24 protein-coding genes are annotated in these 24,138 nt (G+C 41.6%); 17 read left to right on the top strand and 7 right to left on the bottom strand.

Translation table 11 applies throughout. The annotated features are described in order from the left end of the window. The first annotated feature begins 140 nt into the window (after positions 1-140). Entirely contained in the window at positions 141-1,337 is a 1,197-nt protein-coding gene (locus tag ACT3QR_RS07090) for an FtsW/RodA/SpoVE family cell cycle protein (RefSeq protein WP_444520675.1), read from the top strand. Between the two features lie 131 nt (positions 1,338-1,468). On the opposite strand, the gene gluQRS is transcribed toward ACT3QR_RS07090, so the two are convergent. The 6 genes from gluQRS to ACT3QR_RS07060 all read right to left on the bottom strand — a co-directional run bounded on the left by gluQRS (position 1,469) and on the right by ACT3QR_RS07060 (position 7,156). Then, positions 1,469-2,464, bottom strand: coding sequence for a tRNA glutamyl-Q(34) synthetase GluQRS (gene gluQRS / locus ACT3QR_RS07085; RefSeq protein ID WP_444520674.1), 996 nt, complete (start codon positions 2,462-2,464; stop codon positions 1,469-1,471). Between the two features lie 237 nt (positions 2,465-2,701). Further along, positions 2,702-3,145, bottom strand: coding sequence for an RNA polymerase-binding protein DksA (gene dksA / locus ACT3QR_RS07080; RefSeq protein WP_444520673.1), 444 nt, complete (start codon positions 3,143-3,145; stop codon positions 2,702-2,704). A 510-nt stretch (positions 3,146-3,655) separates the two neighbouring features. Beyond that, the gene (locus ACT3QR_RS07075; RefSeq protein ID WP_444520672.1) at positions 3,656-4,501 is read right to left on the bottom strand and encodes a metallophosphoesterase; all 846 of its coding nucleotides are present in this window, start codon (positions 4,499-4,501) and stop codon (positions 3,656-3,658) included. A gap of 284 nt (positions 4,502-4,785) precedes the next feature. Then, positions 4,786-5,604 (bottom strand): metal ABC transporter permease, encoded by an 819-nt coding sequence (locus tag ACT3QR_RS07070; protein ID WP_444520671.1) that lies wholly within the window; start codon positions 5,602-5,604, stop codon positions 4,786-4,788. 97 nt (positions 5,605-5,701) lie between these two features. Next, positions 5,702-6,463 carry a metal ABC transporter ATP-binding protein gene (locus tag ACT3QR_RS07065; protein WP_444520670.1) on the bottom strand — a complete coding sequence of 254 codons (762 nt, stop codon included), beginning with the start codon at positions 6,461-6,463 and terminating at the stop codon, positions 5,702-5,704. A gap of 144 nt (positions 6,464-6,607) precedes the next feature. Continuing rightward, the gene (locus tag ACT3QR_RS07060) at positions 6,608-7,156 is read right to left on the bottom strand and encodes a Fur family transcriptional regulator (RefSeq protein WP_444520669.1); all 549 of its coding nucleotides are present in this window, start codon (positions 7,154-7,156) and stop codon (positions 6,608-6,610) included. A 185-nt stretch (positions 7,157-7,341) separates the two neighbouring features. On the opposite strand from ACT3QR_RS07060, the gene ACT3QR_RS07055 reads away from it, so the two are divergent. The 13 genes from ACT3QR_RS07055 to ACT3QR_RS06995 all read left to right on the top strand — a co-directional run bounded on the left by ACT3QR_RS07055 (position 7,342) and on the right by ACT3QR_RS06995 (position 20,348). Beyond that, on the top strand, positions 7,342-8,223 hold the full coding sequence (locus tag ACT3QR_RS07055; RefSeq protein WP_444520668.1) for a metal ABC transporter solute-binding protein, Zn/Mn family: 882 nt from the start codon (positions 7,342-7,344) through the stop codon (positions 8,221-8,223). 279 nt (positions 8,224-8,502) lie between these two features. Then, the gene (locus ACT3QR_RS07050; RefSeq protein ID WP_444520667.1) at positions 8,503-8,901 is read left to right on the top strand and encodes an ATP synthase subunit I; all 399 of its coding nucleotides are present in this window, start codon (positions 8,503-8,505) and stop codon (positions 8,899-8,901) included. Between the two features lie 667 nt (positions 8,902-9,568). Then, positions 9,569-10,435: a F0F1 ATP synthase subunit A gene (atpB, locus tag ACT3QR_RS07045; protein ID WP_444520666.1), complete on the top strand. Its 867-nt coding sequence runs from the start codon at positions 9,569-9,571 to the stop codon at positions 10,433-10,435. Positions 10,436-10,468: 33 nt separating this feature from the next. Further along, a complete protein-coding gene (atpE, locus tag ACT3QR_RS07040) occupies positions 10,469-10,717 on the top strand; it encodes a F0F1 ATP synthase subunit C (RefSeq protein WP_010197960.1) in 249 nt (82 codons plus the stop codon). Between the two features lie 117 nt (positions 10,718-10,834). After that, complete coding sequence (locus tag ACT3QR_RS07035; protein ID WP_319052000.1) at positions 10,835-11,305, top strand: F0F1 ATP synthase subunit B; 471 nt, start codon at positions 10,835-10,837, stop codon at positions 11,303-11,305. A 13-nt stretch (positions 11,306-11,318) separates the two neighbouring features. Next, entirely contained in the window at positions 11,319-11,942 is a 624-nt protein-coding gene (locus ACT3QR_RS07030; protein ID WP_444520665.1) for a F0F1 ATP synthase subunit delta, read from the top strand. A gap of 93 nt (positions 11,943-12,035) precedes the next feature. Then, positions 12,036-13,580 (top strand): F0F1 ATP synthase subunit alpha, encoded by a 1,545-nt coding sequence (gene atpA, locus ACT3QR_RS07025; protein WP_192518627.1) that lies wholly within the window; start codon positions 12,036-12,038, stop codon positions 13,578-13,580. Positions 13,581-13,789: 209 nt separating this feature from the next. Next, entirely contained in the window at positions 13,790-14,671 is an 882-nt protein-coding gene (atpG, locus tag ACT3QR_RS07020) for a F0F1 ATP synthase subunit gamma (protein ID WP_444520664.1), read from the top strand. A 38-nt stretch (positions 14,672-14,709) separates the two neighbouring features. Beyond that, positions 14,710-16,143: a F0F1 ATP synthase subunit beta gene (gene atpD / locus ACT3QR_RS07015; protein WP_444520663.1), complete on the top strand. Its 1,434-nt coding sequence runs from the start codon at positions 14,710-14,712 to the stop codon at positions 16,141-16,143. Between the two features lie 109 nt (positions 16,144-16,252). Beyond that, a complete protein-coding gene (locus ACT3QR_RS07010) occupies positions 16,253-16,669 on the top strand; it encodes a F0F1 ATP synthase subunit epsilon (protein ID WP_444520662.1) in 417 nt (138 codons plus the stop codon). Positions 16,670-17,282: 613 nt separating this feature from the next. Further along, complete coding sequence (locus ACT3QR_RS07005; protein ID WP_444520661.1) at positions 17,283-17,999, top strand: response regulator; 717 nt, start codon at positions 17,283-17,285, stop codon at positions 17,997-17,999. Between the two features lie 311 nt (positions 18,000-18,310). After that, positions 18,311-20,008 carry an ATP-binding protein gene (locus ACT3QR_RS07000; protein ID WP_444520660.1) on the top strand — a complete coding sequence of 566 codons (1,698 nt, stop codon included), beginning with the start codon at positions 18,311-18,313 and terminating at the stop codon, positions 20,006-20,008. 160 nt (positions 20,009-20,168) lie between these two features. Continuing rightward, positions 20,169-20,348: a hypothetical protein gene (locus ACT3QR_RS06995; protein ID WP_444520659.1), complete on the top strand. Its 180-nt coding sequence runs from the start codon at positions 20,169-20,171 to the stop codon at positions 20,346-20,348. 38 nt (positions 20,349-20,386) lie between these two features. On the opposite strand, the gene ACT3QR_RS06990 is transcribed toward ACT3QR_RS06995, so the two are convergent. Beyond that, positions 20,387-21,862, bottom strand: coding sequence for an ATP-binding protein (locus ACT3QR_RS06990; RefSeq protein ID WP_444520658.1), 1,476 nt, complete (start codon positions 21,860-21,862; stop codon positions 20,387-20,389). 416 nt (positions 21,863-22,278) lie between these two features. Between ACT3QR_RS06990 and rpsP the strand changes: the two genes are divergently transcribed. From rpsP to trmD, 3 genes are all read left to right on the top strand, one after another. Continuing rightward, the gene (rpsP, locus tag ACT3QR_RS06985) at positions 22,279-22,548 is read left to right on the top strand and encodes a 30S ribosomal protein S16 (RefSeq protein WP_068038349.1); all 270 of its coding nucleotides are present in this window, start codon (positions 22,279-22,281) and stop codon (positions 22,546-22,548) included. A 129-nt stretch (positions 22,549-22,677) separates the two neighbouring features. Further along, positions 22,678-23,211, top strand: coding sequence for a ribosome maturation factor RimM (gene rimM, locus ACT3QR_RS06980; RefSeq protein ID WP_444520657.1), 534 nt, complete (start codon positions 22,678-22,680; stop codon positions 23,209-23,211). A gap of 76 nt (positions 23,212-23,287) precedes the next feature. Beyond that, positions 23,288-24,052: a tRNA (guanosine(37)-N1)-methyltransferase TrmD gene (gene trmD, locus ACT3QR_RS06975; protein ID WP_444520656.1), complete on the top strand. Its 765-nt coding sequence runs from the start codon at positions 23,288-23,290 to the stop codon at positions 24,050-24,052. The last annotated feature ends 86 nt before the right edge of the window (positions 24,053-24,138 follow it).

The following is a 24,138-nucleotide window of genomic DNA, read 5'->3' as shown; positions in this document are numbered from 1 at the left end:
GCTTAAATAGGTGTTAGCTAAGACGTTTGCCGACGGCTAAGGTTTTTATCACCTATCTATTACGTTTTACTTTATGGTTTTTTAAACGGTGGCGTTTCATAGACGCCGTGTTTTTTTCGTTTGTTAGTGTATATAAAATTATGGCGCTCTCTTCTTTTTTTCGTTCCTCGCCCCAAACCAAGCAAACCTCTGGCTCAGATGGTGTTCTGTCTATGCCGTCAGCGCGCGCAATTTTATTAGCAAGCGTCGGCTGTATGATGGTGCTTAGTCTACTGATGGTTGCTTCTGCTTCTATCCCTTTTGCGCTTAGCCGCGGTATGACAGAGCTATATTTCTTCAAAAACCAGCTGTTGTATATGACGATTGGTTTAATTGTTGCGGTTATTCCTTATTACGGCGTGTCTTTACGCACACTGTATAAGACCGAGACTCAGTTTGCCTTGCTAGGTATCACAGGGCTATTACTTGTTGCTACATTGTTTAGTACGCCAATTAATGGTTCCAAACGTTGGCTTACAGTAGGTGGCTTTAATTTTCAGGTAGCAGAGTTGGCTAAACTGGTCATGATCGTGTTTGTATCTGATTTTGTGGTGCGCCGATCTTTTGAAGTTCGTAATGGCTTAGATGGTTTCTTACGAATTATGCTGGTAGTGGCGTTGATAACGATATTGTTGTTGTCGCAGCCAGACTTTGGTTCTTTTGTTGTTATCATCGGTACACTGTTTGCGATTTTTTATATCGCTGGGGCACCTTATAAGCACTTCTTAGCATTGGGCGCTGCTGCTGTTGGCGGGGCTGTGTTAATGGTTACCACGGCGGAGTACCGATTGGTGCGTGTAATGTCATTTATGGATCCATTTGATGACGTACAGGATACCGACTATCAGCTCGCGCGTAGTTTGATCGCCTTTGGTCGTGGACAATTTACAGGTGTTGGCTATGGCGAAAGTGTACAGAAACTGTCGCATTTACCTGAGGCACATACGGATTTCTTATTGGCTATTACAGGTGAAGAGTTAGGTTTTGTCGGTGTCAGCATGGTACTGATACTTGAGGCGTTAATTATTGGTAGTGCGATGCGTATCAGTTATAACGCGCTAAAACGCCGTCAAATGCGTATGAGCTATACCGCTTTTGGTATTGGCGTGGTGTTTATTGCCCAGACGATTATTAATGCTGCGATGAATATGGGTGCCATTCCAACCAAAGGTTTGACTATGCCGTTCTTTAGTTATGGCGGTTCGTCTATGTTGATTAGCTTGGTTATGGTCGCGCTATTATTAAAGATATATAAAGAAAGTCCTGAAATAGAAAAAAGCCAATGCCGTTATTATTAATAGGTTCTATACATAATAGTCTCTGCATAGCTTTAGAGTATCGATAAATAATGCTGAGCATTATTGGAAAATAAGAAAGCGTCACTGGTAGTGGCGCTTTTTTTGTCTGTTTTATGATTTTGGAATGCTTATTAATAGGTCAGGTTTAACTGCTGTTTGCCTTGTAGTGGAATATTGTCCCACTGAGCAATGGCTTGTTTGAGCATGTTTTCTGGTATATCGCTATCGACTTTTGGTTGCTGTAATAGTGACAGGGCTTCAGTGATGAGCTGGCTTGGATCTGATGTGTCGATTGGTTGAGCAAGGTTTTGCTTAGAGAGCTTTTGACCATCAGCATTGTTAATCAACGGCAGATGGTACCACCGATCAATAGTGGGTAGGCGTGCGGCTTGCATGATGCCAATTTGTGCAGTCGTCATGGGTAGGATATCAAGGCCGCGCATAATATGAGTAACCTGCTGTAGGCCATCGTCAAGGCTGGCCGCCAGTATATAGTTGATCATACCGTCTTGGCGACGAGCGACCATATCACCCAACGTCTGCTGTGGATTGTCCCACTGTAAGCCCTGAATACCATCATTGAAACCAATCCGATAGTCTGGTAGTTGGATACGTAGCTTATGCTGCTGTCTATCAAGGTCAGCTGCCATACAGCGACGCGGATACCGCTGCCTATTTGGCTGTATTTGCTCAATTAATGGAACTTGCTCGTTTAATGCCGTTTGATTGATCGGCACGGCTAGGTGAGTATGACTATGGTTTCTGCTTATTTCTTTATGCGCCCAGTATTGTTCTAAGTCTTTACGGGAGCATTGGCAGCCATACGTTAACGGCTGTAAACATGACGATAAGTAATCATTATAGATATCAATGCGCTCAGACTGATAAACAACATCACCATCCCAATGTAGTCCTAGTGCCTCAAGGTCTATTAGGATCTGCTCCGTAAACTGCCTATCACAGCGTTCAGTATCAGTATCTTCCATGCGCAAAAGCCATTTACCACCGATTGATTTAATATGGCAAAAGCTGGCAAGCGCAGTGGTCAGAGAGCCAAGATGTAACTCACCTGTTGGTGAGGGTGCAAAGCGGCCGATAGGCTGTGAGGACTCGGTTTGAGTTGGCATGTGGATAGGTGTTGTCTTCAAAATAAATGGCTGTCTATAAAAGTAATAGAGATAGAATAATAAATATGAGTATCAAAAGATATTCATTAAATACGATTATTTTGTTAGTTATGTCATTATTTTGGCAATTATATGTGTCAGAGTGGAGTAGTTTAACAAAGTAGTGAAAGTCCAAAATGCAAAAAGCGACCTATTATAAGGTCGCTTATGCTTACATTCATACTTGTAATATCTAATCTAAGCGCCTTGGTTTTGACGTTCTTTGATTTCAGATAAGGTTTTGCAGTCGATACACTGTGTCGCGGTTGGACGTGCTTCAAGGCGACGTAATCCAATTTCTACACCACAAGTTTCACAAAATCCGTAGTCATCGTTTTCGATCTCTAACATCGATTTGTCGATTTTGCGGATAAGTTTGCGCTCACGGTCACGAGTACGCAATGCCAGTGCGAACTCTTCTTCTTGAGTTGCGCGGTCATTGATATCTGGCATAGCACTGGATTCATCTTGGATATAGTTCTTAGTACGATCCGCTTCGCCAATCAGTTGGTTTTTCCAATCCAATAAAATGGTCTTAAAATGCTCCAACTGCGCATCAGACATATACTCTTCGTCTTTGGCTGGCACATAAGGAGTAAATTTAACTTCACTCGGATTTGTAGTCGTAGTCAGGGTGCTCATATGGGTATCCTACTTTTTCAAATTAATTCAATAAAACGACGTATCAAAAGACAAGACGTTATTAATGCTACAAACGCAACAATTTGTCCTTTTATCAAACGTTTCACCACTTGGTAATACAAGTAACACAGCTGATCAAATAATATCGTAGACTTTATATACTGACAGTAATATACCGATTGTTAGTTATGTTGTTATATAAACTTCGGTTTGAATAATACTGTACTGTTCAAAGCATGCCGCAGGTCATTGATTGTGAAAACTGAGCTTGTGGTTAATGGGCCATCCTAGCTATCGTGCAGTGTTTTGATATTAGATATCAGTTCACCTTTGCTTTATTTCATAAGTTGTATCATTGTTTGTAATAATAATGAAGTGATTTTTTATATTGAATGCATATTTTTATTTGTTCATTACTACATTTTTTATCAAAATTTATTGGTGAAAGCTATAAGCACAAAGGGCTAAGACTTTCGCTAGCACCAGCAATAGTGCCAGTAATTCTGGGCATCAAGTATCCAGTCTTTCAACCCAGCTTGCAACTGTTCCATTGTTGGCCAATTGCAACCAGCGATACCCTGGTAATGCATTCTCATCATACGAAAAGTCATCTTTAAGAGGTTTGAACTGATAGCAGGTAGATGGCGTGCTATAGACAGTGACGCCCTGACGGTATTTAACCTGCTCTTGGTGAATATGACCACTGATAACCACTTGCAAATGCTTAAATGATTGCATGTGCTGCCAGAAACTCTCAGTATTTTCGGCCATGTGAGTGTCAATCCAGTCGGATCCCACAGGTATGATATGGTGATGCAGAGCGATTAGTGCTGGTTTGTTGCAAGTGCTAAGCCTTTTGCAAAGCCAATCAATATCGGTAGATGTGATCTCTCCTGCTACTTCTCCTGCAATGGATGAATCCAAGAGCAATAATTGCCAATAGTCAGTTTCAATGATATGTCGACTGAGTAAACGTGTGTCAGCAGGGCGAGCAACGAGCTCTCGCTGAAAAAAAGGCAGGTCTTTATCATTCTCATCTGTCACATCATGGTTACCAGCAATACAAGCAAAAGGAATCTGGGTCGCTTGTAACGTCTCGAAAATATGATCATAAATAGTGGCTTTGACTTTATTAACCAAGTCGCCTGTTACAACAATCAAGTCGCATCGAATATCTTCTTGAAGTGCTTGCTTGAGCACATTTTCAAAACTTTGCTGACAGACCGTGTCGTCAAGCAAAATATCATTCTCATTTACATCTATCACAACGGGTGTCGATAGATGCAAATCCGTAATTTGCAAAATATTTAACTGGTCATTTGGTGTTTCTATTCTACTGGCAGGGTAGCTTGGCATTGGGTCAGTCCCTTATCGAATCAAAACAACAAGTATTGTTAGAACGAGTATGGATAATAGAGCGACTGTTATCTATTAGACACTTATAGATATTAGCACTGACAACGCTTACTAGATAATAGCGTTTACTGATGAATGATTATTTATCAGACGTTACCATCTCAGTCGTATTTGATTTATACAACTTTACAATACATATAGCGAAAAAATTTAGCGTTGTTAGTAAAATAAAGTTGAATAAGAAAGGCGTCAGAAACAGTCATTGTATAGACATTATAGCGCAGTTAACGATTGACTGACCAAGATTTTATCTTTATTAGCTTTGAAAAAATCATTGCTACAAAAAATAAAGCGGCTAATATCAAGACGATAGACAGACCAGTTTGTATATCAAACCAAATACTGCCCCACACACCAAGGGTTACACCACATTGCGCAGTAATCATAGCTACAATCACCATTTGTTTTGGTGAAGCGACCCATAAACGTGCGGTTAAAGCGGGCAACACTAATAACCCACTGATTAGCAAACTACCAACAGCCTGTAAGGCAACAGCACAAAAGCCTGCCAAAATACCCATAAAGAATAGCCGTTGACGTGTTGGGTTAATGCCTTGAATACGTGCCAGTGCCTCATGGGTTGCCAGCTTTATCTGTGCAGGCCATATATAGCGTAGTAAGCCTAAACCAACTAAAACGCTGCCTGCCAGTAAAGGCAAGTCAGCCCAACCAAGCTCCAATAAATTACCGAATAAAAACCCCAGTACATTGGCCTGCTGGTCTGTTAGTTGAGTTAGGGTCAATAAACCCAAACATAGCAATGACACTGCAACGACGGCTAATACTGCGTCAGCAGGTAAACGCTCATCATCAATCAATACCAACCCTAACACCACCACGACACTGACTAATGCAACACCGATCCCCATCGGCAACTGCCACCACGCTGCTAGAGCCACACCTAGCAAAGTACCATGTGCTAAAGCATCAGCAAAAAAGGCCATACGGCGCCACAATACCAAACAACCTAAAGGTGCTGATAGTAGCGCTAAAATACTGCCAGCGATCCAAGCAGGAGCGATAATAGCTAACCAAGAGGTCATAATAAATATCCATGAAATTTTGTAGAAGCGTAATACTGTATTAATAGAGGGCACAACATCGTAATCAATACAGCTATGACATATGTGGTGTTGAGATTTATAGTTCGAGCTCGTTTGGTGCATGATGCTGGCAAGCATGGGGTTGATGCACATAAGGTTGTTCATAATAATGACCAAATAGCTTTCTAAACTCGGTACTAATGGCAAGCTCGCTGGGTTGTCCTTCGCAGCAAATATGCTTATTGAGACAGATAACGCGTCGACTACCTCTCATAACCCAGTGCAAATCATGGGATATTACTAACATGGCACAACGTAAAAAATCTGGTAGCTTATCGATAAATTGATATAGCCAAACCTCTGTATCAGGGTCAAGCCCTTGCATAGGCTCATCCAAGATTAACAAGTTGGGCTTATCCAACAATGCTCGGGCAAGCAACACTCGCTGGGCTTCTCCACCTGATAAATGCAACATTTGCCGCGATAATAAATGCGTCAATGCTAAATTATCAAATATGAACTGGCGCTGTTCAGCGGTTAGCCGCTTTTTATCTGCTTGATCCAGTAAGTCACTGACTCGCAATGGCAATATTGGCGGGACTGTAAATCGCTGTGGCACGTACCCAAGCTGAAGCGGTTGATGCGCTGTGATACTGCCTTTGGTTGGGTCAATTAAACCCAAGATGAGCTTGACCAATGTTGATTTTCCAGCTCCGTTAGGCCCAACGAGACTTACTGTCTCATTGACTGCAATGTCGATATCGATATTTGAGAGAAGACGTTGCGGTCCAATATAGTAGCTGATATTGCGTAGGCTCAGCAGTTGGCTAACATCATTCGAAGCATTGTTATGCGCCATGGGAGTGCCCGATTGATTAGAAGATAAAGTAGACAGGTTCATAATGTGACAACGAATAGATAATTAAAAGGTGTAGACAACCAGAATATAGGTATCGGAAACTACCAAAAAAGCATTGGAAAGTGTTAGATGGGTATCTATAGGTTACTGGCAGACTTGGCACCGGCCACTGAGCTCGATTACGCTGCGTTCAACAACAAAGTCCATATCTTGTTCAGCAAAATTCATCATTTCTTGTACTGGCAAACTGCTACATTCTTTTACTCGATGGCACTGATCGCAAATTAAAAATGCGGCGGTATGCTGTGCTCTTGGATGACAGCAAGGAACGTAGGCATTGATAGACGTTAATTGATGAATTAAGCCCTCACTCAATAAAAACTCTAAACTGCGATAAACTGTTGGCGGAGCAACGTTCTTTGAAGTTTGTTTGTTGCCCGATTGCTCTTTTGCCCCGTCAGAACTGTCAGTATCTGATAGGCGCATGCTCTGTAATTTAGCGATTAAATCATAGGCCCCGATAGGCTTATTGGCTTCTAATATCAATTGGTATATTTGTTGACGCAAGGCTGTAAAACGTGAGCCATTTAAGTGACATTGTTCTCTTGCTGTGTTTAGGCGTTCTACCACATCTTGTGGCGTCAAGTCTTGCGCATCATGTAAGTGTTCGCAAGTTGATGAATGGATAGACATGGTATGAACTCCTAAAAATAAAATAACTTTTTTATTAGTTTTTTTGTTGTTATAGTATAACATAATAAAAGAAGAAACAGATAAGCCGTCTTGTTACATCTGTTTTTTGGTTGCTTTTTATCACTATCTCTCTCCAATAAATATGATGTCTGAACACCATCACTCATATATCAAAGATACTTACTATGAACTCAGTTTTTAACCATCTATTACGTCCGGTCACCATGCTAAAGCGTTTGCTAATCTCTGGAGTGGCGCTAGGTTTTTTGACACTAAGCGCTCAGGCAGCTACTGTAAGTGTGAGCAACTATCCAATGTTTCTACTCAGTGAAGCAGTCACTGAGGGAACACCATCTGCAAACAGAATCCTACAGGCAGGCGATGTGGGCCATCATGGTAGCGTCAGTCCAAGTGATATGAAGGCCATCAAAGATAGTAAGTTTGTCGTGTGGTTCGGACCGGCACTAGAAAACAGTCTAACAGGTAGTTTGCAAAATGCACCTAACGCCATTGCGATGTTTGATTTTGACGCATTTAACCGTTATCCGCTGCGTGATGTGAAAGGCGCGGCAATTGAAGGTACGATGGATCCACATGTTTGGCTTGATCCTAAAAATGCAAAAGCCATTACTCGAGCGTTGGCAGTGATACATAGTCACGCTAATCCGGAGTATACAAGTACTTACCAAGCCAATGTCAAAAATTTTGCTGAACGTATGGACAAAGCAGTCGCAGATGTACAGCAAAGCTCGCAAACTGTACGTCCTTACTGGGTCTATCATGACGCTTATCAATATATCGAGAAAGCTACGCATATAAAGTTAGCAGGTAGTTTGAGCCCTGATCATCATATTTCTCCAAAGGCCAGTCAGCTACGTTGGTTAAACGAAAACCGTCCTACTAATCAAATGTGCATGGTTAACCAAGGTACAGTCTCAAAAGGCCTACTTGCTAAATTGCAGCCAGTAAAAACAACCATACAAATTGAAGATATGAGTAGTAGCAAAGACTTTGTCAGTGGATGGCAGACAATGGCTCAGCAAATCAATCAATGTATAACATCGTAAATATAATATCAGCGGCTATATTCTAAGCTGTGCAGGGGCGCTCAGGTAATGGTGTGATTTGAGTATGACGTATGGACACACGCCATTACCATAAGCGTTTGAGTTAGGTGGCTGATAAAAGTCAGATTTTACTTGCTTAATAGTTACAGCCTACCTATAATAAGTAGCGTTTTATTTCAGTCGAAAGGTAACACCTATAGATAAAGTAAGTCATTCACGGATAAAATTATCATAAGTATGATATATTGTCCCAATGCTGTAAAAGCTATAGGAATACCGATGACCAAGCCTGCTAAACGCACGCAAAAAGACAAAATTGGCATCTATATTAAACGACAAGCATGGATACTATTTATCCTTATTATCATTGCTTGGACAGTAGATACTATTTGGTTACATAGTGAGCTTACAATAGCAAAAAGCGCCGCCATTGGCGCACTATTAAGTTTTATCACTCAAGCAGTATTTGCGTTTTTTATTTTTTGGTATACCGGATATCGCGCGCGCCAACATATTGTTAGCCAGCTATATCGAGGTCAAATGTCAAAATGGCTATTGACCGTATTTGGTTTTGCACTAATTTTTATTACCGTACAACCCCTATCTGCGCTAGCGCTGTTTATCGGTTTTATGGTAATGCAAATTAGTCACAGTTGGATGTTGTGGCATATACGCTAGCGCTAATAAATGATCGCTAAACAGATGGTTTATTAATAGTACTGGCAAGTCACCCTGCCGTCCAGCTTCTCTATGACTAGTTCGAAAAGTCGAAGTACAATGCTGTCTGAGGATAGCATCAGTGATTGTAAAGACCGCACTATAAGTCTCAATGTTAGATGTAACGCGAGGGTAGGGGTTATTAAACTACCTGTGTTGTTGATGCTTAGAATATTATTATCTAATCATAGCTAGAGACTACATGAATAAACAAAGCTCGTTGCTAACTTATTCATACAGCGGATAAAAAAATCACAATTGACTTTACACGAATACAACGCTGCATTAATATAGGCGGCTAAATATTATGCTTATAAGCGCTACATTAAGCGCCGATCGTGAACAGCGGTCAGTAGGCAAGTACATATACAAGAATTTTGCGTATAAAAATGCAAGGGCTATTACTGAGTTATCATAAGCCCTTTTTTGATAGCTAAAATTTATCTTACGCTATCAAATACTGCATACTAGTAATAGAACTATGGGTTGGATGTTGTTGGTTACATGAGTGATTTAGTACCGTTTATTTTGGCTTAATAGCAAAATAGATGCAGATACTATGCCTCATCAGATGACAACCATATTTTTGGTAGTTGATTAAATCGTTGATTAATAAGAAGCTTACATTATGGCATCCGAGCAAACATCATCAGAATATATCTCTCACCACTTAACGAATTGGACGTATGGCTATCTGCCGGGCGAAGGTTGGAAAGTTGCTCATACTGCTGAAGAAGCAGGGGCAATGGGTTTTAATGCTATCCATCTTGATTCTATGCTATGGTCAATTGGTCTGGGCATTTTGTTTTGCACCGTCTTTTGGATGGTCGCTAAAAAAGTCACCTCAGACGTGCCAGGAAAAACTCAAGCAGCAGTTGAGATGATCGTTGAGTTTGTTGATAACAACGTTCGTGATTCATACAGTGGTACATCAAAATTGATTGCGCCATTGGCGTTGACCATTTTTGTCTGGATCTTTTTGATGAACTTGATGGATTTAATCCCTGTCGATTTCATTCCAGGTATTGCTGGGCAAATCGGTGCTGCTATGGGTCATGATCCACACCATGTTTTCTTTAAGATTGTTCCAACGACTGATCCTAACATTACGCTTGGCATGTCGTTCTCTGTCTTTGCACTGATTATCTTTTATAGCATTAAAGAAAAAGGTTTAGGCGGCTTTATCGGAGAGTTAACACTGCATCCGTTTGGTGCCAAAAACCCAATCGTACAAGCGATTTTGATTCCCATCAACTTCATCCTAGAAGCAGTTACTCTAATAGCCAAACCTGTATCACTTGGTTTACGTCTATTCGGCAACATGTATGCTGGGGAATTGATTTTCATACTGATTGCTCTAATGCCGTTTTGGATTCAATGGGCGTTATCGGTACCGTGGGCTATCTTCCACATCTTAGTTATTACACTTCAAGCGTTCGTATTCATGATGCTGACGATAGTTTATATGTCGCTTGCATCATCAACTGAACATTAATTAGACATTCAATAGGTAAATGAGGATACATCAATGGATCCAGTATTAGGTGGTTACACAGTTATCGCAGTAGCACTACTTATCGGTCTTGGCGCACTTGGCACAGGTATTGGTTTTGCTATTCTAGGTGGAAAATTCTTAGAAGGCGTTGCGCGTCAACCAGAGCTTGGCTCACAATTGCAAACTCGTATGTTCATCGTAGCAGGTCTTCTTGATGCTATTCCGATGATCGGTGTTGGTATTGCTATGCTATTGTTGTTCGCTAACCCTCTAGCAGGTTAATCCGAAAGCTCAGTTGTAAATGTTTGGTATTCGGAAGCTTTCTATCAAATATAGTCAAATTTTGACTACCAAACATGATCAATGAAACTGATTTTTCATTAACAAAGAGGTGATCACGTGAATATCAATTTTACCCTCGTCGGTCAAGCCATTGCTTTTGCAATATTTGTGGTTTTCTGCATGAAATTCGTGTGGCCACCACTTATCGGTGCCATCAATGAGCGTCAGCGTAAAATTGCTGATGGTCTGAATGCCGCAGAGAAAGCAAAAGCAGATCTGGCGACCGCGGAGCAAAATGTCCAGCAGGAACTTGATCTTGCAAAGACCAAGGCCGCTGCTCTAATTGAGCAAGCGAACAAGAGTGCCAATCAGCTAGTCGAAGATGCAAAATCACAAGCCCAAGCGGAAGGTGAGCGCATTCGTCAACAAGCGCAAGCATCTATCGACCAAGAAATCAATCAAGCGCGTGAATCATTACGTGCCCAAGTTGCTGAACTGGCTGTACTTGGTGCAGAGAAGATTTTGCAAGATAAAGTCGATGCACAAAAACATGCCAGTATGCTAGACCAACTGGCGGCGAAGCTGTAATTGTGAGGATATAATGGCTGACTTATCAACCCTAGCACGACCGTACGCTAAAGCTGCGTTTGACTATGCCAATGAAAACGGCGCTGTACCTGAGTGGGAAGATTTCTTGCTTGTTGCTAGCACTGTTGTCAATGACAAGTCGTTCAGTACTTGGCTAGACAATCCAGCTGTTTCTGCTGAGCATAAGTCAGCTGCTTTGGTCGATCTTTATGACTCACAAGTGGCCGGTGATAACGACTCTGCTTTTAAACAGCTACTAGGCGAGAGCAAAGGTTCTCGCTACGGTAACAGTATTAGCTACCCTAAAATATCACCTGAGCTCAGTAATTTTGTTAAGCAGTTAGCGCTACAAGAGCGTCTGGCGCTGCTTCCTGAAATTTATGAGCATTATCGCCGTCACAAGGCAATAAGCTTAAAGCAGCTTGACGCATACGTGACTTCTGCCTACCCATTGACTGATGAACAGCGTCAGACGATACAAACACGTCTGACTACCTCGTTGAATGCGAGCATCGTGATTCACGAATCAGTTGATCCAAGTCTATTGGCAGGCGCTACAATCAAAGTCGGTGACAAAGTTATTGACGATTCGATGCGCGGCAAGTTACAACAGTTAAAAACACAGCTAACTGCCTAATGCCATTCATCAATACAGTCAAATATTGACGGTATGATTATAAGAGCATTTAAGTCAGTGGGCGGGTTATCATAAATTAAAGGAAACAAGGCAATGCAACAATTGAATCCAGCGGAAATCAGTAACCTGATTAAGCAGCGTATTCAAGACCTTGATGCGGGTGCAACTGCAAAGAATGAAGGCACGATTGTCAAAGTATCTGACGGTATCGTGCAGATTCATGGTCTTGAAGATGCCATGTACGGCGAAATGATTGAGTTTGAAGGCGAAATCTACGGAATGGCTCTAAACTTAGAGCGTGATTCTGTTGGCGCGGTAGTACTTGGTGATTACCTAAAGCTGCAAGAAGGTCAAAAAGCCTATTGTACTGGTCGTATTCTTGAAGTACCAGTAGGTCCTGAGCTGTTAGGCCGTGTTGTTGATGCTTTGGGTAATCCTATTGATGGCAAAGGTCCTATTGACGCTAAGATGACTGACAAAGTCGAAAAGATCGCTCCAGGCGTTATCGACCGTCAATCAGTAGATCAACCAGTAATGACCGGTTATAAGGCCGTTGATACCATGATTCCAATCGGTCGTGGTCAGCGTGAGCTTATCATTGGTGACCGTCAGACTGGTAAAACAGCGATGGCTATCGATGCGATTATCGCACAGAAAGCTTCTGGCATTAAATGTGTATACGTAGCTATCGGACAGAAACGTTCGACTATCGCTAACGTAGTACGTAAGCTTGAACAAACTGGCGCACTAGAATATACCACTGTTGTGGTTGCTTCAGCATCAGAGCCTGCAGCACTTCAATATATTGCACCGTACTCAGGTTGTACGATGGGCGAATATTTCCGTGACCGCGGCGAAGACGCACTGATTGTATTTGATGACTTATCAAAGCAAGCAGTTGCTTATCGTCAGATCTCGCTACTACTACGTCGTCCGCCAGGTCGTGAAGCTTATCCTGGTGACGTATTCTATTTACACTCACGCCTACTTGAGCGTGCATCACGTGTAAATGCTGACTATGTAGAAAAATTCACTAACGGTGAAGTGAAAGGTAAAACTGGTTCTTTAACCGCACTACCAATCATTGAGACACAAGCTGGTGACGTATCTGCATTCGTACCAACTAACGTGATTTCAATCACTGATGGTCAGATCTTCTTAGAATCTAGCCTATTCAACTCAGGTATCCGTCCGGCAGTAAATGCTGGTATCTCGGTATCTCGTGTTGGTGGTTCAGCACAGACTAAGATTATTAAGAAATTATCTGGTGGTATTCGTACTGCTCTAGCTCAATATCGTGAACTAGCAGCATTTGCTCAGTTTGCATCAGATCTTGATGACGCAACTCGCGAACAGCTTGATCATGGTGAGCGTGTTACAGAGTTGATGAAGCAGAAACAGTATCAACCAATGTCAATTTCTGAGCAAGCAGCCGTTATCTACGCTTCGAACGAAGGCTTCTTATCTGACGTTCCTGTCGAAAAGATTGGTTCTTTTGAAGAAGCATACTTGCGTTATATGCATGATGAGCAAAGTGAATTGATGCGTGAGATTGATGACACTGCGAACTACAATGATGATATCGCAGGTCGTTTAAAGTCAGCTTTAGAGACCTTTAAACAAAATCACAGTTATTAATTTAACGGGTTAAACCGAATTGGTTATAACTGTCGTTTGAAAAGTGGCGCGTTGTCTGACTAGATATTTGCGCCACTGTTTTAACCATTACCGGTATTAGATCGCGTAATGCCACAAGATATAAAATGTTATTCTATAGAATTGATGTTGTATATCAAACGATTGTCGCATGCGTCAATGCTTTTTAACCCTCTTATATTGGAATCATTATGGCAAGCTTAAAAGAGATACGTGCCAAAGTCACCAGTATTAAAAGCACCCAGAAAATTACTCGTGCTATGCAAATGGTAGCGGCAAGTAAAATGCGCCGTGCACAAGAGCGCATGGAAGTGGGTCGCCCGTATGCTGATAGTATGCGCCGGGTTATTTCACATTTGGTGCATGCCTCATCAGATTATAAACATCCGTATATGGTATCGCGTCCAGTCAATAAGGTTGGCTATATTGTCATTACCTCTGACCGTGGCCTAGCGGGTGGTTTGAATATTAACCTATTCAAAGCCTTATCTAAAAGTATTCAAGATTATCAAGATCAGTCTGTACAAGCTGAGTTTGCAGTCATCGGTGCCAAAGGTGTGAGTTTCTTCAAAAACTTTGGTGGTAAAGTTACCTCGGCTGTGACTGATTATGGCGATAAACCAACATTTGAGCAATTGAATGCACCGGTTCAAGCCATGCTTGAAGACTATAGAAACGGTAATATTGACCGTATCTATGTGGTCTACAACCGATTCGTCAATGCGATGACCCAGAAACCAACGGTTAATCAGTTGGTTCCTCTACCAGAGCAATCATTTGATGACGAAGACAGTGGTCTACAGACAGAACTTAGCTGGGATTATATCTACGAGCCTGACATCAAGACATTGATTGATGAATTGCTTGGTCGCTATATCGAGTCGATTGTCTATCAAGCGGTAATGGAAAACATCGCCTCTGAGCAGTCTTCACGTATGGTTGCGATGAAAGCGGCAACAGATAATGCTGGTGACCTTATTAACGATTTACAGTTGGTTTATAACAAGCTGCGTCAAGCGGCGATTACCCGAGAGATTTCGGAAATCGTTGGCGGTGCTGCTGCTGTTTCATAATTGACTACACCTATATATAGAAGTTCAAGGAGAACGCAATGAGTAGCGGTCGTATTGTACAGATTATTGGCGCGGTTCTTGACGTTGAGTTCAACCGTAATGAAGTTCCTCAAATTTTTGATGCCTTGGAAGTAGATGGTACCGAAACTACCCTAGAAGTACAGCAACAGCTAGGTGATGGTATCGTACGTACTATTGCTATGGGATCAACTGAAGGTCTAAAGCGTAACCTACCTGTTACCAATACAGGTGCAGCTATTTCTGTACCAGTAGGTACAGGCACACTTGGTCGCATTATGGATGTTCTTGGTCGTCCTATCGATGAAGAAGGTCCTGTTGCAGCAGACGAAAAATGGTCTATCCACCGTGATGCGCCAAGCTATGCTGATCAGTCAAACAGCACCGAGCTGCTAGAAACTGGTATTAAAGTAATCGATTTGCTTTGCCCGTTCGCCAAAGGTGGTAAAGTTGGTCTGTTTGGTGGTGCTGGTGTTGGTAAAACCGTTAACATGATGGAGCTTATCAACAACATCGCTCTAAAACATGAAGGTTTATCAGTATTTGCTGGTGTTGGTGAGCGTACTCGTGAAGGTAATGACTTCTATCACGAAATGCAAGAAGCTGGCGTTGTAAACACTGAAGACTTTAGCAAATCTAAAGTAGCAATGGTATATGGCCAGATGAATGAGCCACCGGGTAACCGTTTGCGTGTTGCACTGTCTGGTTTGACCATGGCTGAGTACTTCCGTGATACTAAAGATCCTGCCACTGGTAAAGGTCGTGACGTATTGCTGTTTGTTGATAACATCTACCGTTATACACTAGCCGGTACTGAAGTATCAGCATTGCTTGGTCGTATGCCATCAGCGGTTGGTTATCAGCCAACACTAGCTGAAGAAATGGGCTTGCTACAAGAGCGTATTACTTCAACTCAGTCAGGTTCTATTACTTCAGTTCAGGCTGTATATGTACCTGCGGATGATTTAACCGATCCATCACCTGCTACAACGTTTGCTCACTTGGATGCAACAGTCGTACTAAGCCGTGATATCGCCTCACAAGGTATCTATCCTGCGGTTGATCCACTCGATTCAACGTCGCGTCAGCTAGATCCACAAGTAATTGGTGAAGAGCATTATAATGTTGCTCGTGGTGTTCAGGAAGTTCTACAGCGTTATAAAGAACTTAAAGACATCATCGCTATCTTGGGTATGGATGAGTTATCAGAAGAAGATAAACTGGTTGTTTATCGTGCTCGTAAGATTCAGCGCTTCTTGTCTCAACCATTCCACGTAGCTGAAGTCTTTACTGGTGCACCTGGTAAATATGTAGCACTACGCGATACCATTGCTAGCTTTAAAGCAATCATCGCTGGTGAATACGATGACCTACCAGAGCAGGCATTCTACATGGCTGGTAGCATTGATGAAGTAGTCGCTAAAGCTGAAAAAATGAAGTCTTCTGCAGCTTAAGTTGTATGAGCTAATGAGTAGGTATAATATGAATCTTATATCTACTCTTCAGTAACGCATCGCAGTTTTTACTGTTTTTTGATCGCGCTTTGATGGTAAGGAATTAAGTATGGCAACGTTACAATGTCGCGTCGTAAGTGCTCGTGAAGAGTTGTATTCAGGCGAAATTAGCATGTTAATAGCTACTGGTACCGAAGGCGAGATTGGTGTATTGCCAGGTCACACACCGCTTATTACTTTGCTAAAGCCAGGTGCAATGCGAGTGCAAACGCCAAACGGTGAAGAAGAAGTGATTTACGTCTCAGGTGGTGTACTAGAAGTACAGCCTAAAATGGTTACTGTATTGGCTGATACAGCGATGCGTGCACACAATCTTGACGAAAGCAAAATTGTTGAAGCACGTAGAAAAGCTGAGCAAATGCTAGTTAACCAATCTGATACACTACAAACTAATGCGGCTTTGGCCTCACTTGCAGAGTCAGTAGGACAATTACAGACCCTTCGTAAGTACAAAAACCGCGCGTAATTTATTACTGATAGCTTTAAACAGTTGCTTACAGCTATTGTTTTAGCAATCATAAATGAACAGTCCATCATGGGCTGTTTTTTTATGTATATTGATTATGAAATTAACTGTTTCGTGGTAAATGAACATGATCATTTTTGGCTGTGACGTATGGCCGTTTAAACCATCAGTGGGGAAATACCTCGTCACTATCAATGAGCCACTATCAATGAATCATTGTCTATTAGGCTTTTCTCAAAAAGACACTAGCGACAACGATAATATATGGTTATATTAGAGATAACGTATTATAAGTAACGAGCAGTAATTGTACGCGATAATGTTAGCTTGACAGTTCATTTAACTAGCAAGCTATAAATAATAGAAACTATTAAGTACCAGTAAAGTAAGTAGCAGAATTTTTGGACGTAAACTAAAGTTTTGGTAGAGGTAGTTTATAGGTTTTGTTACCGACTATCAGCTATAGTATAGGAAGCTGACCATTTAATAGTATACTGTGCTACTAAGTTTGTAACAGCTATACGAACATAAATTGTGCCACTATAGGGTGCTATTAATTTTTACCGCTTTTACTTTTACTGCTTTTAAATTAGATGTATTAGAGGATATAACAATGACAACGACTGAAGAAGACAATACCCCCCGAATCTTGATTGTTGAAGATGATGAACGTCTGGCCATGTTGACTCAAGATTACTTGGTCAAAAATGGTTTAGAAGTAGCAATTGAAACTGATGGTAATCGTGCTATTCGCCGTATCGTCAATGAGCAACCAGATATGGTTGTACTTGATGTCATGCTACCTGGTAGTGATGGTCTGACAGTTTGCCGTGAAGTGCGCCCGCATTATCAAAACCCAATTTTGATGTTGACCGCACGTACTGAAGACATGGATCAAGTATTGGGTCTTGAGATGGGTGCTGACGATTATGTTGCCAAGCCTGCTCAGCCACGTGTATTGCTTGCTCGTATTCGCGCGCTATTGCGCCGCTCAGAAAATGCACCTTCAGAAGATGTGCCACAACGTCTAGAGTTCGGTGAGTTAGTAATCGACAATGGCGGTCGTTCAGTGCATCTAGGTGAAGAGTTGGTTGATTTTACTAGCGCTGAATATGATCTACTATGGCTACTTGCTTCTAATGCAGGCCGTATTCTATCTCGTGAAGATATTTTTGAGCGTCTACGCGGCATTGAGTATGATGGCCAAGATCGTTCAATCGATGTACGCATCTCACGTATTCGTCCAAAAATTGGTGATGATCCAGAAAATCCAAAACGTATTAAGACAGTACGTAGCAAAGGCTATCTATTCGTAAAAGAAGGCAACTAATAGTTTTGCTTTTGTATGTTGATTAATTATTAAACACTATTTGAAAAAACCAGCAACGATGCTGGTTTTTTTGTGGCTAAATTTTAATTTTTGAACTTAAATGCAGTGTTATGTGGTTTAATTAACCCATTATATAGACGCTGACTAAATATATGTAATACATATAAGTCTTTGGACGATTGCTGCATATGAATTAAAATGTGGTAGTTAAAGTTTATCTCTAGTCAATAATGCTCGATATTGTTATATATCACTGTTTATGTATTAGATGATATTAGTAATCTCTACTTATTAAGTTGGTCACGGCACGTATGTCATTAGTCTCTTCTTTAAAACACAGTATTTTTGTTCGTATTTATGCTGGACTACTTATAGTCTGCTTATGTGTGGCGTTGTTTGCACAGTTATTGATGGACACCATCAATAAGGAGCGTGTACAGTCCTATCGTGAAAGTATGGCAACGGGTGCTTTTCATTTGGTAAGTGAGGGAATCTCTCACCAAAATAGTGAAGAAGAACGTGAATACTGGTTATCAGATGCGAGTAGTTTGTTTGGTGCTACCTTTAAGGTGTTGCCGATCAATGAAGTAGACTTTAGTGCTAGTGAATTGCGCAGCTTCGAAAATGATAATACCGTTGTACGTTATGTTAGCCAACCTGTACATGCAGATGTTTATTATCGTTTGCCTGGTAACGAAAGTGTTTTGACAGCGAGAATCTCACAGGTTACGGAGCAACAAGTACGAGCAATTGCGGTATTCCTGTTAGATGATCTGTCTTATCATATGACGCTATCAGACAAGCGCACACGTTTGGCTGAACTGGAGAAAAAGTTCTCTTTTCCTTTAGCTTTTGAAGCGGCAAATACACTTGAGTTAGATTCAGATCAGATGGCACGCTTACGCCGTGACGAAGTCGTTATATCGTTGCAAGATACTAACAGTAGTACGAGTAACTCTGCTATTAGGGTGGTGGTACCATCTGAAATCAATGATATGGCAATTCTGATTGGGCCCATACCTTTATTTAATTGGTTTCCGCTCAACTTAATTATCAGTATGATCCTTATCAGTATGTTCTTAATCAGCTTGGGTGTGTATGCGCTCATCTTCCCACTCGAACGTAAGCTACAATTAATTCAGGTAGGTGTGAACGAGGTTAGCCAAGGCAACCTTGATATTCAAGTGCAGGTAATAGGTCAAGATGAAATAGCGCGCTTATCAGCGACATTCAATGCCATGACTTCACACATCAAGCGCTTGATCGAGTCACAACGAGAGCTTACTAGAGCAGTATCGCATGAGCTTCGTACGCCAGTGGCTCGTATTCGATTTGCGGTAGATATGCTTGCTGATACGGATGATGAAGACTCACGCTTTATGCAGCGTGACTATATTGATGAAGATATTGAGTCGCTGAATGGTTTGATCGATGAGATTTTGACCTATGCAAAGCTAGAGGAAGGGTCGCCAAAGTTAGATTTAGAACCGGTAAATCTAAGAGAGCTATTAGAGCAAATCGAACGCGAAACCAATGCATTAGGCAAGCCTATCAAAATAGTGGCCAGTTTACCAAATGCAAAAGTGACGGCAGTGGCAGATAGACGCTACTTACACCGTGTGATTCAGAACCTTGCAGGTAATGCGTTACGCTACGCAGAAACAACTATCATCATTAGTGCAGGCGTCAAGAAAGGCAATGCCTTCGTCAGTGTCGAAGACGATGGACATGGTATTCCTGAAGCAGATCGTGAAAAAGTATTTATTCCATTCTCGCGCTTAGATGATAGCCGTACACGCGCATCAGGTGGCTATGGTCTAGGCTTGTCTATTGTATCGCGTATTGCCTTTTGGTTTAATGGTAGTATGAAGGTGGATGAGAGTCGTGAGTTAGGCGGAGCAAGATTCGTGATGACATGGCCTATTAAGCCGTTGACACAAATTCTCGCTGCTGATGAATTAACGCAAGAAAAAAGCGAGCGCGACTTTGATACTAAGTTGTCAGATTAAATCATAAGAGTAAGCTATCGGTTCAAGTCGCAATGATGCACTATGTTATTAAAGAGGATAAGTGTCATTTTAATGCCTTGACACTATATACCTTTATAACTCGATAGCGCATTCGTCACTATTTTTAGGACAGTTGAACACTGTCATAGGAGAGCATAGGATGCCATATTTATTTGGTGGCTTGGTTGTATTGAATGCGATTACGCTAGGCTATTACTTATTCTTAAAACAGCCATCAACAACCCAAACGTTAAAAGCAGCTCAAGACGAGATTACTCAGCCACTAGCTTTCACGAACAGTGCCGAGTATATTCCGCCAATGATTGGTAGCAAAGATTAGTTTTTACGTGTTTACTTATTCAAATTGAAGTCTCATCATTATTTTGACTCTGGTGCTGTGCAGTCTACTTCAGACACTTCCTCTACGTCAGCAGCTAATGTGGTATCTCCAGCCACTTTAGAGAGTAGGGGAATACGTATGCATACTTGTAGCCCACCTTCAGGGTGGTTAATCGCTTCAACAGTACCGTGATGTAATCGTGCAATACGATCCACAATAGCAAGGCCCAATCCACTACCTTGAGTAGTTCGTGCAGTCTCGCCACGTTCAAACGGTTGCATGATCCGTTCTAATTGATCATCAGCGACGCCATCACCGCAATCTCGCACACAAATTACTAATTGTTCTTGTGCTTCTTTATTCACCACATTTTCACTGACCACATCTGTATTTTCGTCCTCAACAGTTTCTATAAATGTCGGTACAACTGTTGCCGAGAGATAAATAGGTGGTTTACCATAACGATTAGCATTATTGACCAAGTTAATGATCATACGTTTGATGGATAACGGACGTACAGGAACGACCTTATCGCATTCTGATTCATATACAAACTTCATTGGGGCAAACTGCACCATAACTTCGTTAAATATGGTGTCTAAATTGGTCAGACTGACTGGCTCATCAGAACCGTCTTTCATAAATGAGATGAATTGCTCCAAAATAGCATCCATGTCTTCAATATCATAAATCAGCCCTTCACGAAAAAAGTCATCTGGTAGCATTTCTGCCGTCAAGCGCATACGCGTTAACGGTGTCCGCAAATCGTGTGATATACCAGCGAGCATGATTGTTCGCTCTTTTTGCGCTTGATTCAATGTCGTAAACAGACGGTTAAATGCCATATTAACCTGACGTATTTCTGTAGGGCCTTTCTGAGTGGGCAGTGTGGTTGCATGGCCGAGGCGAATATAATTAGTAGCTGCTCGCTGTAGGTAGCGTAAAGGACGATTTAATTGACGTGCCAATAAGATAATTGTTAGCAGCGATAGGATAGGCAGTCCAATCAAGAATAGAACCAGTAATGTCGGGCTATACTGTGAATAATAGACCACAGGTTCGCGCATCCAAAAGCTGTTATCACGGCTATCTTGTACCCATAGCTGAGGCGTTGGCTTAAATTTAAAATAGACCTCTACGGGTCGACCAAGCTGTGCACCGATTTCACGTTGTAATACGTCAGTAAAAAAGCTTACGAATGGCTTATCAGCAACTTCCGGAAAGTCGCTAGGGTTGTTTACTACGACGACATGAGAGTGCTGGTAAACCCATTGGCGTACTTCGGGGCGATCTTGCCAATCTTTATTGACGCTATTGATCAGTTGTAACTCACTTGTCAGATAACGAGCATGATTTTTTAGTTCTGGCAAATAAAGACTGCGCCAAAAAAATAAAATCGATAGGCTTACACTGATAAGTACGATGAAGGCAACCATCAAGGTCGTTAGCCAAGTGTTGGAATAAGAGCGTGGCAGCCAACCTTTGCGACGTGGCTTTGAGCTTGGAGAGATCATATGTGTCCAACAGAGTAAAATAAAAGTTATTGTGATATAGCTTGTGTTTCTCTAAATATAGTTGTCTTAAGGCTAGTATGAGCATTAACTTAAAGCGGCATATCATAGAATAGCATAACCAATAAATAGTACTGATACAGTATGCAATCAATGATTGAGCTACATAACTATTAGAGTGGCTATAAAGTTAAGCTTTGGGTTCAGTATATTTAGCCACTGTAGTTTCTTCAGAGAGATTCATAGAAACTAAAGAAAAACTCTAAAAATGAGCAACTATCATCGGTTATGTTTTACTCAGCTCGACATTTAAGCTATTGTTAATAAATAATTAAATATGCACAGTTTATGTTTTCAACAAATAAAGACTGTGGTATAATTATGCCCTTTTTGGTATACCTGCGAAAGAGAGAATTCACATGGTTGTTATTCGTTTAGCACGGGGCGGTGCCAAGAAACGCCCATTTTATCAAGTAGTTGTTGCTGATCAACGCCGCGCGCGTGACGGTCGCTATATTGAAAACATCGGCTTTTTTAACCCACTCGCTAAAGAGTCTGAAGAAGCAGTACGCCTAAACATGGAAGCGTACAATGCGTGGATCGCAAAAGGTGCACAACCTTCAGATCGCGTTGCTTCATTAGTAAAAGCTTACAACAAGTCTGCAGCTCAAACTGAAGCAACTGCTTAAGTTTTTGTTGTTATAGATTTTAGAATACATAGCGTAACTGGTCTGACCAGGGTGCGCCATTAACTGTTTATCGCTTTTAACGCAATTGTTTTTGCAATTGCTGTTTTAACCATTGTTAGGTTAGCTGCTATGTCATCCACTCCAAACGCTAGTGCCCTTATGAAAATTGGTCAGCTTAAGAAGCCTTATGGCATCAAGGGCTGGCTTTGGGTATTTAGTGATACGGATGACCGTACAGCAATATTCGACATGAAGCCGTGGTGGATGAAAACTGCCACTGGCATGAAACCTTTGACTGTGAAAGCTTGGCGTGAGCAAGGAACAGGAATTGTAGCTCAGTTTGAGCAAATTCCTGATCGTAATGTTGCTGAGACCATGAACGGTGTTACCGTTTGGGTCGAACAAAACGTCCTACCTGAAACAGCTGAAGATGAATATTATTGGTCGGATTTGGTCAGTCTGCGCGTGATGAACGAGCAGGATGAGTATCTAGGTAATATCACTGAAATGTTTGAAACCGGTGCCCATGACATCATGCGTGTAACGGCAAATTCAGACAGTTTAGACAATGAAGAACGCCTGATTCCATGGCATAAGCAAACTGTAGTAGAGGTCGATATGACTGAAAAAACAGTACTTGTGGCATGGCCAAGTGACTATTAATATCGATTTTAGCTTTTAGCTAGAGTCCCTTGATATTCACACCGATTGTTTTAGCCTTAACGCAAGTAGACATCAGATGTATTTTGCCGTAATTAGTATTTTTCCTGAGATGTTTGCCACGATTCGTGAGTTTGGAATCACGGGCCGGGCAGTGACTCAAGAGCAAGTTACGATTGAATGCATTAATCCACGTGATTATACCACCGACAACTATCGCCGTATTGATGAGCGCCCTTATGGGGGCGGTCCTGGAATGGTGATGATGGCTGAGCCATTATCGAAAGCCATTGAGGATGCACGGTTGCGTGCCAGTCAATATGGTTGCCGTATTGATAGTGAGCACTGTCCAATGATTTATATGTCACCACAAGGACAGACGCTTAGTGAAAGTAGCGTCGTTAATATGACTGATTACGATGGCATGATTTTATTATGTGGTCGTTATGAAGGTATCGATGAGCGTTTACTTTCACAATATGTTGATAGGGAAATATCGCTGGGTGATTATGTGTTGACTGGTGGCGAGTTGCCAGCAATGGTGCTGATGGATAGTGTGATACGTCGTCTGCCTGATATCATGGGTGATGACAAGTCAGCAGAGCAAGACTCTTTTGTCGATGGCTTGCTTGACTGTCCACATTATACTAAGCCGCATGAGTTTGAAGGCATGGCAGTTCCTGAAGTATTGCTTTCAGGGCATCATGCCAATATTGCCAAGTGGCGTTTTGCTCAGCAAGTCAGTCGTACGCAAACGCGTCGTCCAGATTTATGGCAAGCGTTTACCCCAACGGCAGAACAAACGAAGTGGCTAAAAGCACTGGCAAAAGCAGATAAAAAGTAGATTTTTGAAATCTGGTTTTATCGTTAGTAAGCTGGGTAAACAGTTAAGAAATAGAATTTTGAGCAATAATAAAACGAGTCATAGCA

Source organism: Psychrobacter sp. AOP7-B1-25 (assembly GCF_052376195.1).
In the GTDB taxonomy this organism is placed as follows: domain Bacteria; phylum Pseudomonadota; class Gammaproteobacteria; order Pseudomonadales; family Moraxellaceae; genus Psychrobacter.
The sequence above is the reverse complement of the archived record's forward strand: the minus strand, read 5'-3'. Positions and strand labels throughout refer to the sequence as shown.